12 protein-coding genes are annotated in these 13,793 nt (G+C 66.1%); 6 read left to right on the top strand and 6 right to left on the bottom strand.

What is annotated here, in order from left to right:
• Positions 1-136: 136 nt before the first annotated feature.
• Genes JKL46_RS24490 through JKL46_RS24475 form a run of 4 tightly spaced genes read right to left on the bottom strand, consistent with a single transcriptional unit; the run spans position 137 to position 6,982 of the window.
• The gene (locus JKL46_RS24490) at positions 137-2,209 is read right to left on the bottom strand and encodes a hypothetical protein (RefSeq protein WP_201838312.1); all 2,073 of its coding nucleotides are present in this window, start codon (positions 2,207-2,209) and stop codon (positions 137-139) included.
• 13 nt (positions 2,210-2,222) lie between these two features.
• Positions 2,223-5,027, bottom strand: coding sequence for a DUF4159 domain-containing protein (locus tag JKL46_RS24485; protein WP_201838310.1), 2,805 nt, complete (start codon positions 5,025-5,027; stop codon positions 2,223-2,225).
• Positions 5,028-5,030: 3 nt separating this feature from the next.
• Positions 5,031-5,957: a DUF58 domain-containing protein gene (locus tag JKL46_RS24480; protein WP_201838308.1), complete on the bottom strand. Its 927-nt coding sequence runs from the start codon at positions 5,955-5,957 to the stop codon at positions 5,031-5,033.
• An 8-nt stretch (positions 5,958-5,965) separates the two neighbouring features.
• The gene (locus JKL46_RS24475) at positions 5,966-6,982 is read right to left on the bottom strand and encodes an AAA family ATPase (protein WP_201838306.1); all 1,017 of its coding nucleotides are present in this window, start codon (positions 6,980-6,982) and stop codon (positions 5,966-5,968) included.
• Between the two features lie 198 nt (positions 6,983-7,180).
• Between JKL46_RS24475 and JKL46_RS24470 the strand changes: the two genes are divergently transcribed.
• Genes JKL46_RS24470 through JKL46_RS24455 form a run of 4 tightly spaced genes read left to right on the top strand, consistent with a single transcriptional unit; the run spans position 7,181 to position 9,916 of the window.
• Positions 7,181-7,780, top strand: coding sequence for a DUF1285 domain-containing protein (locus JKL46_RS24470; RefSeq protein ID WP_201838303.1), 600 nt, complete (start codon positions 7,181-7,183; stop codon positions 7,778-7,780).
• Entirely contained in the window at positions 7,780-8,418 is a 639-nt protein-coding gene (locus tag JKL46_RS24465; RefSeq protein ID WP_201838301.1) for a CoA pyrophosphatase, read from the top strand. Before JKL46_RS24470 ends, JKL46_RS24465 begins: the two co-directional genes overlap by 1 nt.
• Positions 8,415-8,672, top strand: coding sequence for a DUF6111 family protein (locus tag JKL46_RS24460; protein WP_201838299.1), 258 nt, complete (start codon positions 8,415-8,417; stop codon positions 8,670-8,672). Before JKL46_RS24465 ends, JKL46_RS24460 begins: the two co-directional genes overlap by 4 nt.
• Positions 8,672-9,916 (top strand): CCA tRNA nucleotidyltransferase, encoded by a 1,245-nt coding sequence (locus tag JKL46_RS24455; RefSeq protein ID WP_201838297.1) that lies wholly within the window; start codon positions 8,672-8,674, stop codon positions 9,914-9,916. Before JKL46_RS24460 ends, JKL46_RS24455 begins: the two co-directional genes overlap by 1 nt.
• A 217-nt stretch (positions 9,917-10,133) precedes the next feature.
• Here the strand turns inward: JKL46_RS24455 and hemF are convergent, their stop codons facing one another.
• Both hemF and JKL46_RS24445 read right to left on the bottom strand, forming a co-directional pair.
• Positions 10,134-11,030 carry an oxygen-dependent coproporphyrinogen oxidase gene (gene hemF / locus JKL46_RS24450; protein WP_201838295.1) on the bottom strand — a complete coding sequence of 299 codons (897 nt, stop codon included), beginning with the start codon at positions 11,028-11,030 and terminating at the stop codon, positions 10,134-10,136.
• A 138-nt stretch (positions 11,031-11,168) separates the two neighbouring features.
• Entirely contained in the window at positions 11,169-11,648 is a 480-nt protein-coding gene (locus JKL46_RS24445; RefSeq protein ID WP_201838293.1) for a tRNA (cytidine(34)-2'-O)-methyltransferase, read from the bottom strand.
• A 265-nt stretch (positions 11,649-11,913) separates the two neighbouring features.
• Here JKL46_RS24445 and petA point away from each other — a divergent pair, with 265 nt between their 5' ends.
• Both petA and JKL46_RS24435 read left to right on the top strand, forming a co-directional pair.
• Positions 11,914-12,477: a ubiquinol-cytochrome c reductase iron-sulfur subunit gene (gene petA / locus JKL46_RS24440; RefSeq protein WP_201838291.1), complete on the top strand. Its 564-nt coding sequence runs from the start codon at positions 11,914-11,916 to the stop codon at positions 12,475-12,477.
• Positions 12,478-12,501: 24 nt separating this feature from the next.
• Positions 12,502-13,779 (top strand): cytochrome b, encoded by a 1,278-nt coding sequence (locus JKL46_RS24435; protein WP_201838289.1) that lies wholly within the window; start codon positions 12,502-12,504, stop codon positions 13,777-13,779.
• Positions 13,780-13,793 lie beyond the last annotated feature (14 nt).

Below are 13,793 nucleotides of genomic sequence, written 5' to 3'. Positions count from 1 at the left end.
CCCCCGACGTCATGGCCGGCCTCGTGCCGGCCATCCCGATAAGGTGAAGCTCAGCGCTTTTCATAATCGGGATCACCGGCACCGATCCCCGGATCAAGTCCAGGGAGGTGATGACGTGGAGCGTGACGGCTTCGCCTTACGCTCGCCGCCGTCCCTCGATCAGCCAGGCGGCCAGAGTCGAACCGATCAGCAGCGCCAGTCCGATGAAACCGAGCGCCATCGGGAAGACCGAGATGCCGCGCACGATGGCGCTCTCGCTCGGCCTGATGCCGATCCAGTCGCCGCCTGAGAAGCGCGTGCCGGAATGCACGGCGAGGATCCGCGGCACCGTGATGCTCTGATCCCCCACGATCGCCACGCGCCGCACCGATCCGCCGGTCGCCTCGGCGATGGAGGCGAGCGACTCGGTGTTGCTGAACACGTCCATCAGCTCGCGCGGGTTCGCCGGTCCGATGCTGACGAAAGTGATGAGATCGCCGGAGCGGATGGTGTGCAGACCGAGCTCGCGGCTTGCCACCTGCGCCGTGAACAGGCCGGGGCGGGTTTCCGTGAGCGCGACGCTGCTCTCCGCGCCGCTCGGCGCCGTGAGGGTCGCGGGATCGACAGTTTCCGCCATGCTCTGCCGCTCGATGCGGATGTCGCGCCCTTGAGCGCTGGCGCGAAGCGCTTCTTCCTCCAGGGCCGGCTCCTTCATGAGCCAATGGGCCAGGCGGCGCAGAAGGTCGAGATGCGGCCCGCCGTCCTGATAGCCGCGCGCCCAGAGCCAGGCATGGTCTGAGAGCAGGAGCGCCACGCGCCCTTTCTCCTCCCGGCGCAGCACGAGGAGCGGCAGGTCGTTCGCGCCCGACATCAGGGTCGAGCCCGACTGCACCTGTGAGCCGATGATGCGCAGCCACTCGCCCCATGCGGGCGGCGACTGCTCGGAGCCCGGAAGGTCGCGGGTGACCGGGTGGCGATCGCCCGTATCGGTGATCTCCGCCTTGTAGGGCTGCTCGACGATGCTGCCGTTGGGCTGACCCGGAATGATCGGCGCGAGCCGGGTCTGCGCGAGGCTGCCGTAGCTTGCGAATTCAGGCCCCGCCGCCACCAGGATCGCGCCGCCGTCGCGCACGTAGCGCACGATGTTCTCGAAATAGCTCGACGGCAGGATGCTCTGGTTCGCGTAGCGGTCGAAGATGATCAGGTCGAATTCCTTGATCTTCTGCTGGAACAGCTCGCGGGTCGGGAAGGCGATCAGCGAGAGTTCGTTGATCGGCGTGCCGTCCTGCTTCTCCGGCGGGCGAAGGATCGTGAAGTGGACGAGATCCACATTCGCATCCGACTTGAGAAGGTTGCGCCATGTGCGCTCGCCCGCATGCGGCTCGCCGGAGACGAGGAGCACGCGCAGCTTCTCGCGAATTCCCTCGATGGGAACGACGGCGCGGTTGTTGGCCTGCGTCAGCTCGTTCGGAAGGCCTTCCACTTCGAGCTCGACCACGTTGGTGCCGCCATGCTCGATGCGGACGTCGAGGGAAAAAGGCGTGTCGGCCCGCACCTGCTGGCGAGTCAGCACCTGCCCGTCGCGGCGTACGGTAACGAGCGCCGTGCCGGTACCGCCGCGTTCCATGATCTGCGCGCGGATCGTCTGATCCTTGCCGACGATGCCGAAGCGCGGCGCTTCCAGAAGCTTGATCTGCCGGTCGCGCTCATCCGGACGACCGGTGATGAGGGCGTGCAGCGGTGCCCGAAAGCCGAGGCCTTCCACGGAAGGCGGAATGTCGTGCACCACGCCGTCGGTGACGAAGATGACGCCGGCGAGCCGATCCGGCGGCACGTCGGCGAGGCCGTTGGAGAGAGCAGCGAAGAGGCGCGTGCCGTCATCGCCGTTGCCGTCCTCCGCCTCGATGAAGCGCGGATCCACATCGGCCAGCGAGCCGAAGCGGCGCTCCAGTTCCGAACGCACCTGATCGGTCATCGGCGAGCGGTCGCCGAGCGTCTGCGAGGTCGAGCGGTCGATCACCACCGCGACGATGTCCTTTACCTTCTCCCGGTCCTCCTGCACCAAGGCCGGGTTGGCCAGCGCCAGAAGGACGAGCCCGAGCGCGACGGCGCGCAGGATCGCGACAGGGCCGCGGGAGATCAGCGCCAGAATCGCCAGCAGCGCGACGACCGCACCGAGGCCCCAGAGGGCGTAGGTCGGGATGAGGGGGGAGAAGCTGACCGAAAGCAAAACAAGCCCCCCCTTACTGCCCGAGCCGTTCGAGCAGGGCCGGCACGTGCACCTGATCGGCCTTGTAGTTGCCGGTCAGCGCATACATGACGATGTTGACGCCGCTGCGGTACGAGAATTCCCGCTGGCGCTGGTCGCTGCCGACGACTGGATAGAGCCATTCGCCGCGCTGTCCGACGGCCCATGCGGCGGCGAGGTCGTTGGAGGTGATGATGATGGGCGAGACGCCATCGCCCGAGCGGGCGGGGCGGTTCTGCTCGCCCTCGGGTACGGGCGGCAGGGCCTCGACCCAGGTCTGCCCCGTGGCGTAGCGGCCGGGGAAGCTGTCGAGAATGTAGAAGGTCTTGGTGAGGACATGGTCGGCCGGCACCGGCTCCAGCTCGGGAATGTCGAGGCTCGCCAGCATGCGACGCAGGGCCTGTCCCTCCGCCGTCGGCGCGCCGTCGGGACGGTTGCCGAAGGCGTCACGGGTGTCGAAGATCACCGTCCCGCCGCCCTTCATGAAGGCATCGAGACGCCGGATCGCAGCTTCCGATGGCATGGGCCGCGAGGCGACGACGGGCCAGTAGATCAGCGGATAAAACGCGACTTCATCGCGCGAGAGATCGATGCCGATGGGCTCGCCCGGCGACAGGGCCGTGCGCTGGCTCAAGACCTGCGTCAGGCCGGCGAGGCCGGCGCGGCTCGTCTCGTCGACCTGCGTGTCGCCGGTGATCACGTAGGCGAGCCGTGTCACGAGCGCCGGATTGGAGCTCTCCATCGTCATCGAGGAGCGACGTTCCTGCGCATTCGCATCGGAAGGTGGATTGAAGAGCGCAATCACGCCGAGCGCGATGCCGGCGGCGGCGCCCGACCGGCGCAGCCGGCCGGAGAGGTTCGACAGATGGCCGCCAAGCCAGAGCGAGGCGAGCGTATCGGCGATCAGCAGCACGAGGGCGAGCATGAAAAGGGGCATGCGCAGATCGACGGTCTGCGCACCGGCGAGCGGAGCGATCCTGGCGTTGAGCGGTGCGAAGTTGAGCGGCGCGAGACGGTCGTTCGGCAGAAGCGCGTTCACCGCAAGGCTTGAATCCACCGGGCCGTAGAAGCCGGGAGGATGCTCGCCGTTCGCCCGATCCGTATAGTTGCGCGTCACGGCACGCGCGGTCGCAGGCGGCGAGATATAGGTGCCGTAACCGTCGAGCGTCAGTCGGGGAGCCACGGTCTCGTTCTCCGCATTGCGGGCCTCAGCATTGGTGTCGCTCGATGCACCGGCCAGGGAGACGGTCCGGCGCAGCATGTCGACGAAGAGGCCCGACAGGGGCAGGTTCGACCAGGTCGTGTCGGCGGTGACGTGGAAGAGCACGATCAGGCCGTCGCCGCGCTTGTCCGCGGTCACGATCGGCGTTCCGTCGGCGAGCGCAGCCCAGGTCCTGGACGGCAGGTCGCCGTCGGGCTCGGCGAGGATCTGGCGGCGGATGCCGATCTCGTCCGGCACGGCGAGGCCGAAATAAGGGCTCTCCCGGGTGAAGGGAGCGAAGGTCTTCGGCGTGTCCCAGGAAAGGGTGCCGCCGAGGCTGCGGCCGCCGCGGCGTAGACGCACGGGCACGAGATCGTCGTTACCGGCGGCAAGACGCGAGCCGGCAAAGCGCAGCAGCAGGCCGCCCTGTTCCACGAAGGCGGTGACCCGGCCCATGGTCTCGCGGTCGAGCCCGCCCACATCGGCCAGCACGAGCACGGAGACCTGCTCGTCGATCAATTGGTTCACCGCGTCGGCAACCGCGCCGCGGCCGTTGCGGATCTCGGAATAGGGCGCAAGCGCCCGCTCGATATAGTAGAGCGGCGAGAGCAGCGGCTGCGCCTGATCGGAGGTGCCGCCGAAGACGAGGCCAACGCGCCGGCGCTTGCCGCGCTCGTCGAGGAGATGGACCGCTCCGGCGGAGCCTTCGCCGAGGATCTCGATGCGGGCGATGGCATTGCGGATTTCGGTCGGCAGATCGAAGGCGACATTCGTTTCGGTCGCGTTCTGATCGAAGGCGAAGCGCATGTCGGCGAGAGGCAGGCTCTTGAGGTCGAGCGCGCGCACGATGCCGGAATCGCGACCGTTCGGTTCGGGACGCAGCAGCCGGACATTGAGACGGCCGCCCGCATTCTCCACGCCACCAACCGCAAGGGCCGGAGCACGCTCCGATTTGAGGACGGTCATCCGCGACCCACCGGCCATTTGCGCCAAACCATCGATGAAGGCTTGCCCGTCAACGCCCGCGACCCCGTCGCTGATCCAGACGATATTGGCGTCCGGCGTCGATTCCAGAAAACGCCTGACCGAGTCGAGATGGGCCTGACGGTCCTGCAGATGCGGCAAGGGCTTGAGGGAGCGCAGACGCTCCAATGCGGTCGCAGGGCTCGAAGGCTCGATGGCAGCGGGCGCTTCCGCCGTTGCCACGAGCGCGACCGTACGCCCGTCGCGTCCCGCTGCCTCGATGCGCTCGGCGGCAAGGTTCATGCGGTCGCGCCAGTCGTGAGCAGCGGCAAAACCGTTGTCGAGCACGATCAGAAGTGGCGAGCGATTGCTGTCCTCCGCAAGCGGGTTCCAGATCGGACCGGCAGCGGCGAGAATGAGGAAGGCGGCGAGCAGCAGCCGCAGGAGCAAAAGCCACCATGGCGTGCGCGCGGGCATTTCCTGCTCCGGGCGCAGGTCGGCCATGATCTTCAGAGGCGGGAAGTCGACGCGCCTAGGCTGCGGCGGCGTGATGCGCAGGAGCAGCCAGATCGCCGGGAGCGCCGCGAGCGCCGTCAGGACGAGCGGAACCGTGAAGGTGAGGGGCAGGCCGAACATCTCTCAGCGCCCTCCCATGTGCGAGCCGCGGGAGGCCGAGACGAGGGTCACGAGGCGAAGCGCGGCTTCGCTCGCCGGCCGGTCGGTCCTGTGGATGGTGAGCGTCCAGCCGCGGCGCCGCGTCAGTTCGACGAGCTCTGCCCTGTGCTGCTCGATCCTTAAGCGATAGGCATTGCCCCAGGCATTGGCATCGCCGATTCTCAAGGATAGCCCGTCCTCGAGGTCGTGCAGAATGGCCTGGCCCTGGAACGGGAAGGTCTCTTCGACGGGGTCGACGATCATCACCAGATGGCCGCGCGCACCGCGGGAGGAAATGCCCTCGACCATGGCAGTGATGTCGCGCGTCGGGGAGAGAAAGTCGCTGATCAGGATGGCTTCGTGCTGAGGCGCGATCGGAGCATCCGGCGGAAGGTCCTCTTCGAGAGAGCCTCGATCCGCGACCAGGGTCTGGGCCATGGTTTCGGCGATGCGCCGGGTGGCGCGGGGCGCCAGCAGGCCGAGCATGCCGACCCGCTCGCCGGCTTCCACGAAGCAATTGGCAAGAGCGAGGCCTAGCACGATGGCGCGCTCGATCTTCGGTGCCTGCGCCAGATCCGAGGCGTAGCCCATGGAGGCGGAGCGATCGATCCAGAACCAGACGGTCTGGGCGGTCTCCCATTCGCGCTCGCGCACATAGAGCCGGTCGTCGCGGGCGGAACGGCGCCAGTCGATACGCTGCGCCGCCTCGCCGGCGACGAAGGGGCGGAACTGCCAGAAGCTCTCGCCGGTGCCGGCTCGCCTTCGGCCGTGGATGCCGTGGGCGAGGTTGGCGGCGACGCGCCTTGCCTCGAGGACGAGGCGAGGCATCCGATGGGCGAGGGAGAGCGCGCTTTCGGTTTCGCTGCGTCCCGGCGAACGGGCGCTTTCGGGGAGGACCCGGACGCGGGCCATGACGGATCCTAGCCTGCCAGCCGCGCGGTGAGCCTGCCGACGACGCTCTTGATCGTGTCTCCGTCGGCACGGGCGGAGAAGGTCAGGGCCATACGGTGCTTGAGCACCGGCTCGGCAAGGGCCACCACATCGGCGATGGAAGGGGCAACGCGCCCCTCGATGAGGGCGCGGGCGCGCACGGCCAGCATCAAGGCCTGGCTGGCGCGGGGACCGGGACCCCAGAGGATCTTGTCGGTCACGCCTTCGACCCGCTCGGCTTCGGGACGCGCCGAGCGCACGAGATCGAGGATGGCATCGAGCACGCTCTCGCCGACCGGCAGGCGACGCACGAGACGCTGGGCGTTCATGAGCGCCTCGGCATTCATGACGGCCTGCGGCTTATGTTCCTCTGCGCCTGTCGTTTCGATCAGGATACGCCGCTCGGCGTCGCGGGTGGGATAGCCGACGTCGATCTCGAGCAGGAAGCGGTCGAGCTGCGCCTCGGGGAGCGGATAGGTGCCCTCCTGCTCGATAGGGTTCTGAGTGGCGAGCACGTGGAAGGGCTGCGGCAGGTCGTGCCGCTCGCCGCCGACCGAAACGTGGTGCTCCTGCATGGCCTGGAGCAGGGCGGACTGGGTGCGCGGGCTGGCGCGGTTGATCTCGTCCGCCATGAGCAGCTGGGCGAAGACGGGGCCCTTCACGAAGCGGAAGGAGCGGCGCCTGTCGGCGCCCTCGTCGAGGATTTCGGAGCCTAAGATGTCCGAGGGCATCAGGTCCGGCGTGAACTGGATGCGGCGGGCATCGAGGCCCAGCACGATACCTAGCGTTTCCACGAGCTTCGTCTTGGCGAGGCCGGGGACGCCGACGAGGAGGCCGTGGCCGCCCGCGAGAAGGGTGATGAGGGTCAGGTCGACGACGTCTTCCTGGCCGAAAATGACCGTGTGGATGGCGTCCCGGGCGCGGCCGACAGTCTCAAGGGTCGCCTCCGCATTACGGATGATCGCGTCGTCCAGGGCGGTGGGCGCTTGAGCAATGCTGGCCGTCATGAGGATACTCTCCCTCTCATTCCCAATAGCCCCAGTAGCTAGTCTGCCTTTGATCCCTGTCGATTAGCAAGGGTCGATGCGCCGCAGCATGGACCGATGGGAGTGGACGAGGCGGCTGGGGACTCTATGCTCTAGGAAGTAACCATCGACGGCCGTTCGTCGATCCTCAAAATTGAGTTTCCCGTTCACGCTTGCGTCATGACCGATCCCTCGCCCCTCACTCCCGGAAGCGCGCTCGCGCGCTTGACCGCTGCGCTCGGCGCCGATGCCAAGCGCAAGGGTCCGCCGCCCGTCGAGCGCTGGAACCCCGCCTATTGCGGCGAAATCGACATGCGCATCGCAGCCGACGGGACCTGGCATTACATGGGAACGCCGATCAATCGGCCGGCTCTGGTGAAGCTGTTCGCCACGGTCCTGCGCAAGGATCCCGAGCGCCACGTTCTCGTCACGCCGGTCGAACGCGTGGGGATTTCGGTCGATGATGCTCCCTTCCTGGCCGTCGAAATGGCTGTGGACGGCGAGGGCGATAGCCGCCAGATCGCCTTTCGCACCAATGTGGACGATCTCGTGCAGGTTGGGCCGGATCGTCCGCTTCGCTTCGGGCAGGACGCGCATGGCGGCATCAAGCCTTACGTCAGGGTGCGCGGCGATTTGTGGGCGCGCGTGACGCGCAGCCTCGCGCTCGACCTGATCGCGCTTGCCGAGGAGAAGGATTTCGAGGGCGAGGCCACTTTCGGCGTGAGCGCCGGCGGTGCTTTCTTTCCCATCGCACCCGTCTCCGCGCTGGGCGCATCCTGATGCGTCTTGCTCCTCACGACGAGCCGGACTTCCTGACGCTGGCGGCCGAGCGGCTTCGGCCCGAGCCGCCGCATGCGGACGAAGCCCTGTCCAATCCGCGCGGCGATCACAGCCTCGACGACGTGCCGCTCGTCCACCCGCTGACGCCCAAGCCCGCCGCCGTGCTGGTCCCGGTCGTCATGCGCGAGAAGCCGATGCTGCTTCTGACCGAGCGCGCCGCGCACCTGCGCCAACATTCGGGGCAGATCGCCTTCCCGGGCGGGCGGGTCGATCCGGAGGATGTCTCCGTCCTGGCGGCGGCCTGCCGAGAGGCGATGGAGGAAATCGGCCTCGACAGCCGCTTCATCAGCCCGCTCGGCTATCTCGATGCCTACTTGTCCACGACGAATTATCTCGTGATGCCGGTGGTGGCGCGGGTGTCGCCGGCCTACGTGCTCAACCTCAATCACGATGAGGTAGCCGACACTTTCGAGGTGCCGCTCAGCTTCCTCATGGACCCGGCGCGGCACGAACTCCACTCCCGCGAGTGGAAGGGCAGAGTGCGCCGCTACTATGCAATGCCGTATGAGGGACGCTACATCTGGGGCGTGACGGCGGGCATCATCCGCAATCTTTACGAGAGGCTTTACGGATCATGACGCGGGCAGTGATTCAGGGACTGGTCCTGTTTTTCCTGCCCTTCGTCCTTTTCGCCGGTTATCTCATCGCCCGGCGCCGCAATCCGCTGCTCTGGAACCATTGGAGCGATCAATCTCTCTGGCTCACGATCGCGGGCTTGAGCTTCGTCATCGTCTCCCTGGTGGCGACGGGTCTCCTCGCCGAGCGCCAGACGGGAACTTATGTACCGACCCATGTGGAAAACGGACGGGTCGTTCCGGGGCATTTCGAGTGATGGAAACCCTCGACCGAACGGCGCTGACAAGCCTTCTCGACCGTCCTGCGCTGCGCCGTCTGCTGGAGGCATACAACGATCAGGTCGAGGAAACGCGCATCGTCGGCGGCGCCGTGCGCAATGCCCTGCTCGGGCGGCCCGTGACGGAAATCGATTGCACCACCACCATGCTGCCCGAGGCGATCGTGGAGCGTGCCAAGAAGGCAGGGTTCAAGTCGGTTCCGACCGGCATCGATCACGGGACGATCACTGTGATCGTCGACGGCGAGCCTTTCGAGATCACGACCCTGCGCGAGGATGTGGAAACCGACGGGCGCCATGCCGTCGTGCATTTCGGGCGCAATTTCGTGCTCGATGCAAGACGGCGCGATTTCACCATCAACGCCCTCTCGCTCGGCTTTGACGGACAGCTCTACGACTACACCGACGGCGTGGCGGATCTGGTCGCGCGGCGCGTCCGCTTCATCGGCGACGCGCATACCCGCATCCGCGAGGATTACTTAAGGATCATGCGCTTCTTCCGCTTCCACGCGGAATATGCCGACGGCGATCCCGACCCAGAGGGCCTCGCCGCTTCGGGCGCGGAACGGGACGGACTGGCGATCCTCTCCAAGGAGCGGATCCGACACGAACTCTTGCGTCTCCTCGTCGCCCGCCGGGCCGAGGACACGATCCGCATCCTGGCCGATCACGGATTTCTGGCATGGCTTCTGGGCGGGGCAGCGGAGTTCGGCCGGCTCGTGCGCGTGTCGGCAGACAGGAATATCGGTTCTGCCGCGATCCACCGACTGGCCGCGCTCGCCATCATGGTCGAGGAGGATGCGGAGCGTCTGCGCGAGCGTCTGCGACTCTCCAACGACGAGCACAAAACCCTCGGCGCCTATGCGCGGCTTCTGTGCCTGCTCAAGAGCTCGGCCTTGCCCGTCGATGTCGTGGCCATCCGCCGATTGGTGGCCGATCACGCCATCGAGATCCTGGAGGTTGTTCTGACGGCCAGCGTGGGCGAGCCGATCCCCGTGGTCGATGCCGATGCATACGAGGCGCTCGCCCGCTTTCGGAACGGCGCCGAGCCCGTGCCGGTCTTTCCTCTGCGCGGAGCCGACCTCATCGCGGGCGGCATTCCGAAGGGGCCGAAGATCGGCGAATTATTGGCCCGCGGCCGTGAGGCCTGGCTCACCGAGGGCTGCCGGACCGATGAGAACTACGCGAAGGATTTGCTCGGGAGGGTGCTGGAGCAGGGGTAGGGCGCTGTTATCCTTGCCGCGAGGGTTGGATGGATGATCAAGCGGGCGAGACTTCCATGTCATGGCCGGGCTCGTCCCGGCCATCCCGATCCTGTGGAGCACAGCGCTTTTATTAATCGGGATCACCGGCACAAGGCCGGTGATGACGTGGAAGGTTTATGGAAGGTCGTGTGTTTCGGGATACCTGATCGCCTGGACCGCCCGGATAGCACCTCGGCTAAGGCCACCGCACCGTCGGTGGCATGGATGAGAGGATCGAGGCGATGTTGCCGCCGGTCTTCAGGCCGAAGATCGTACCCCGGTCGTAGAGCAGGTTGAATTCCACGTAGCGCCCGCGCCGCACCTGCTGTTCATGCCGGTCTTCGTCTGTCCAGGTTTTCGCGACATTGCGGCGGACGATCTCGGGATAGATCTTGAGGAAGGCCTCGCCGACGGAGCGGGTGAAGGCGAAATCCTCATCCGGGTTTCCGGTCCAGTGGTAGTCGTAGAAGATGCCGCCGATGCCGCGATGCTCGTTGCGGTGCTTGAGGAAGAAGTACTCGTCGCACCACGTCTTGTATTTCTCGTAGGCGCCTTGCGGCGCATGGGTGCCGCAGGCCTCCTCCATCGCGCGATGGAAGGCGACGGTGTCCGGATCGTCCTGCCCCCTGCGACGGTCGAGCACAGGAGTGAGGTCGGCGCCGCCGCCGAACCAGGGCTTGGTGGTGACCACGAAACGGGTGTTCATGTGAACCGTTGGAACATTCGGGTTCCAGGGATGGGCGATGAGCGAAAGGCCGCCGGCCCAGAACCGCGGGTCCTGGTCCGAACCCGGGATCTGGCCGCGGAATTCCGGCGCGAACTCGCCATGGACGGTCGAGACATGGACGCCGACCTTCTCGAACACGCGGCCACGCATCATCGACATGACGCCGCCGCCACCCGGAGCACCGCTATGATCCTTGCGCTCCCAGGGCGTGCGCTCGAAGCGACCCGGCTCCGAAGCCTCTGGGGGGAGAGGGGACGTCACCTCCTCCTCCAGCGTTTCGAAGGCGGCGCAGATCCGGTCACGCAGCAACGCGAACCAGACAGGGGCCTCGTTCTGCAGGCGCTCGACGGCGTTCGTATCGGTCATGGCAGTGCTGTCTTTCAGGTCAGACCTCATCCTGAGGAGCAGACGAAGTCTGCGTCTCGAAGGAGGGTCCAGAGACCACTGGAAGCTCCTTCGAGACGGGCCTGCGGCCCTCCTCAGGATGAGGTTGGTGTTTTGCTATCACGGGTTCATGGTCCCGACCTGCGGAAAGGCGTTCGTCTGCCGCAGGGCTTCGCCAAGGATCATGGCGGCGGTCACGGCGACGTTGAGGGAGCGCATGCCGGCCTGCATCGGCACCACGACCCGGGCGTCGGCTGCCTGATGAACCTCGTCCGGCACGCCGGCGGATTCACGGCCGACCAGGATGATGTCGTCCTCCCGATAGGCGAAACCGGCATAGGGAATGGCACCCTTCGTGGTGGCGAGGATCAGCCGCCCACCCGCTTCCCGGCGCCAACCCTCGAAGGCACGCCAGGAGATGTGCCGCGCGATCGTCGCGTGATGGAGATAATCCATGCCCGAGCGGCGCAGATTGCGGTCGGAGACGTCGAAGGCCGCAGGTTCGATGATCTCGACCGGCACGCCGAGGCAAGCGGACAGGCGCAGCATGGTGCCGGTATTCTGCGGGATGTCCGGCTGGTAGATGGCGAGGCGGGGCATGCGGTCCGTCATCGGGGGAAGAGGGGCCTTCGTCAAGGGAGAGCTTGGCGGAGCAAGGACCGGCGGCATTTTGAGCCACAGGCTGGAACAACTCCAATCCCGCTATGGACAGCCGGGCTTGGCCGTGCCAAACAGCCACCGCGCGGCGACTCCCAGTCGCATTGCGCCCGCTTCGGCACGCATGCTTGTTCCATTCTTGGACCTCGTGTGCCAAATGCCTGGGTTCCCAGGGCATTGCCGGTGCGCGGTTCTCGTTTTTTGATCAATGCTGGAGAGCCAAGTGGCCGAGACCACCACTCATGTCGCTGAGCCGACACGGCGCGATTTCCTTTACATCGCCACGGGCGCGGCCGCCGCTGTCGGCGGAGCCACCCTTGTATGGCCGTTCGTCAGCTCCCTGGCGCCGGATGCGGCGACGAAGGCTGCCGGCGCTCCCGTCGAAGTGGATCTGACGCCGATCGCCGAGGGGCAGATCGTGAAGCTCTTCTGGCGCGGCAAGCTGATCTTCGTCCGCCACCGCACGGCGGAAGAGATCAAGGCGGCCGAGGACGTGAACGTGTCCTCCCTGCGCGATCCGCAAGCCGACTCGGCACGCGTCAAGCCGGGACATGCCCAGTGGCTCATCGTCTACGGAAACTGCACCCATCTCGGCTGCGTCCCGCTCGGCCAGCAGGGCGAGTATCACGGCTGGTTCTGCCCGTGCCACGGCTCGGTGTTCGACACCTCGGGCCGCGTCCGCGGCGGTCCTGCCCCGATCAACCTGCCGATCCCGCCCTATACCTTCACGTCCGATACGAAGATCGTCATCGGTCAAGAAGCTACGGCGTAACCTAAGCGACGATCAGGCGATACAATGAGCCAGCATTCCACAACCTATGTTCCCAAGAGCGCCTTCGGTCGGTGGTTCGAGAGCCGTCTGCCGATCGCGGGTCTCGTCCATTCCTCGTTCATCGCCTTCCCGGTGCCGCGGAACCTGACCTATTTCTGGACCTTCGGCGCCATCCTGGCCTTCATGCTCGTGTCGCAGATCGTGACGGGCGTGTTCCTGGCCATGTATTACACGCCGAATGCCGCGATGGCCTTCCAGTCCGTCGAGCACATCATGCGCGACGTGAATTACGGCTGGCTGCTCCGCTACCTGCACGCCAACGGCGCGTCGATGTTCTTCGTCGCCGTCTACATCCACATCTTCCGGAACTTCTATTACGGCTCCTACAAGGCGCCGCGCGAGGTTCTCTACATTCTCGGCGTGATCATCTTCCTTCTGATGATGGCCACCGCCTTCATGGGCTACGTGCTTCCCTGGGGCCAGATGAGCTTCTGGGGCGCCACCGTGATCACCAACCTGTTCTCGGCGATCCCGGTCGTCGGCGACACCATCGTCAGCTACCTCTGGGGCGGCTACTCGGTGGGCAACCCGACGCTCAACCGCTTCTTCTCGCTGCACTATCTGCTGCCCTTCATGATCGTGGGCGTCGTCGCCCTCCACATCTGGGCGCTGCACGTGCCGGGCCAGAACAACCCGACCGGCATTCCGATCAAGTCGGGCAAGGACGCGGTTCCGTTCACGCCCTACGCGACGATCAAGGACATCTTCGCCGTCGTCGTCTTCATGCTCTTCTTCGCCTATTGGGTGTTCTACATGCCGAACTATCTCGGCCATGCGGACAACTACATCCCGGCGAACCCGTCCGTGACGCCTTCGCACATCGTGCCCGAATGGTACTTCCTGCCCTTCTACGCGATCCTGCGCGCCATTCCCGACAAGCTCGGCGGCGTCATCGCCATGGGCGCGGCCATCGTGATCTGGTGCTTCATGCCCTGGCTCGACACCTCCAAGGTGCGCTCCACGGCCTATCGCCCGCTCTACAAGCAGTTCTTCTGGGTCTTCGTGGCCGTCTGCGTGGTGCTCGGATGGCTCGGCTCCCGCCCGGCGGAGGGCTGGTACGTGATCGCTTCCCAGATCTGCACGGTCTACTACTTCGCCCACTTCCTGGTCGTCCTGCCGGTGCTCGGCTTCGTCGAGCGTCCGTTGCCGCTGCCGAATTCGATCCTCGAATCCGTCATGGCCGCGAAGGGCGGGGCTGGTATTCCGGCCGGCGCCAATGCCGAGCCGCAATCCAAGGGCTGATGCGAGAGTAGAGG

Source organism: Microvirga zambiensis WSM3693 (assembly GCF_016735695.1).
Taxonomy (GTDB): domain Bacteria; phylum Pseudomonadota; class Alphaproteobacteria; order Rhizobiales; family Beijerinckiaceae; genus Microvirga; species Microvirga zambiensis.
This window is presented reverse-complemented; position numbering and strand designations above follow the sequence as displayed.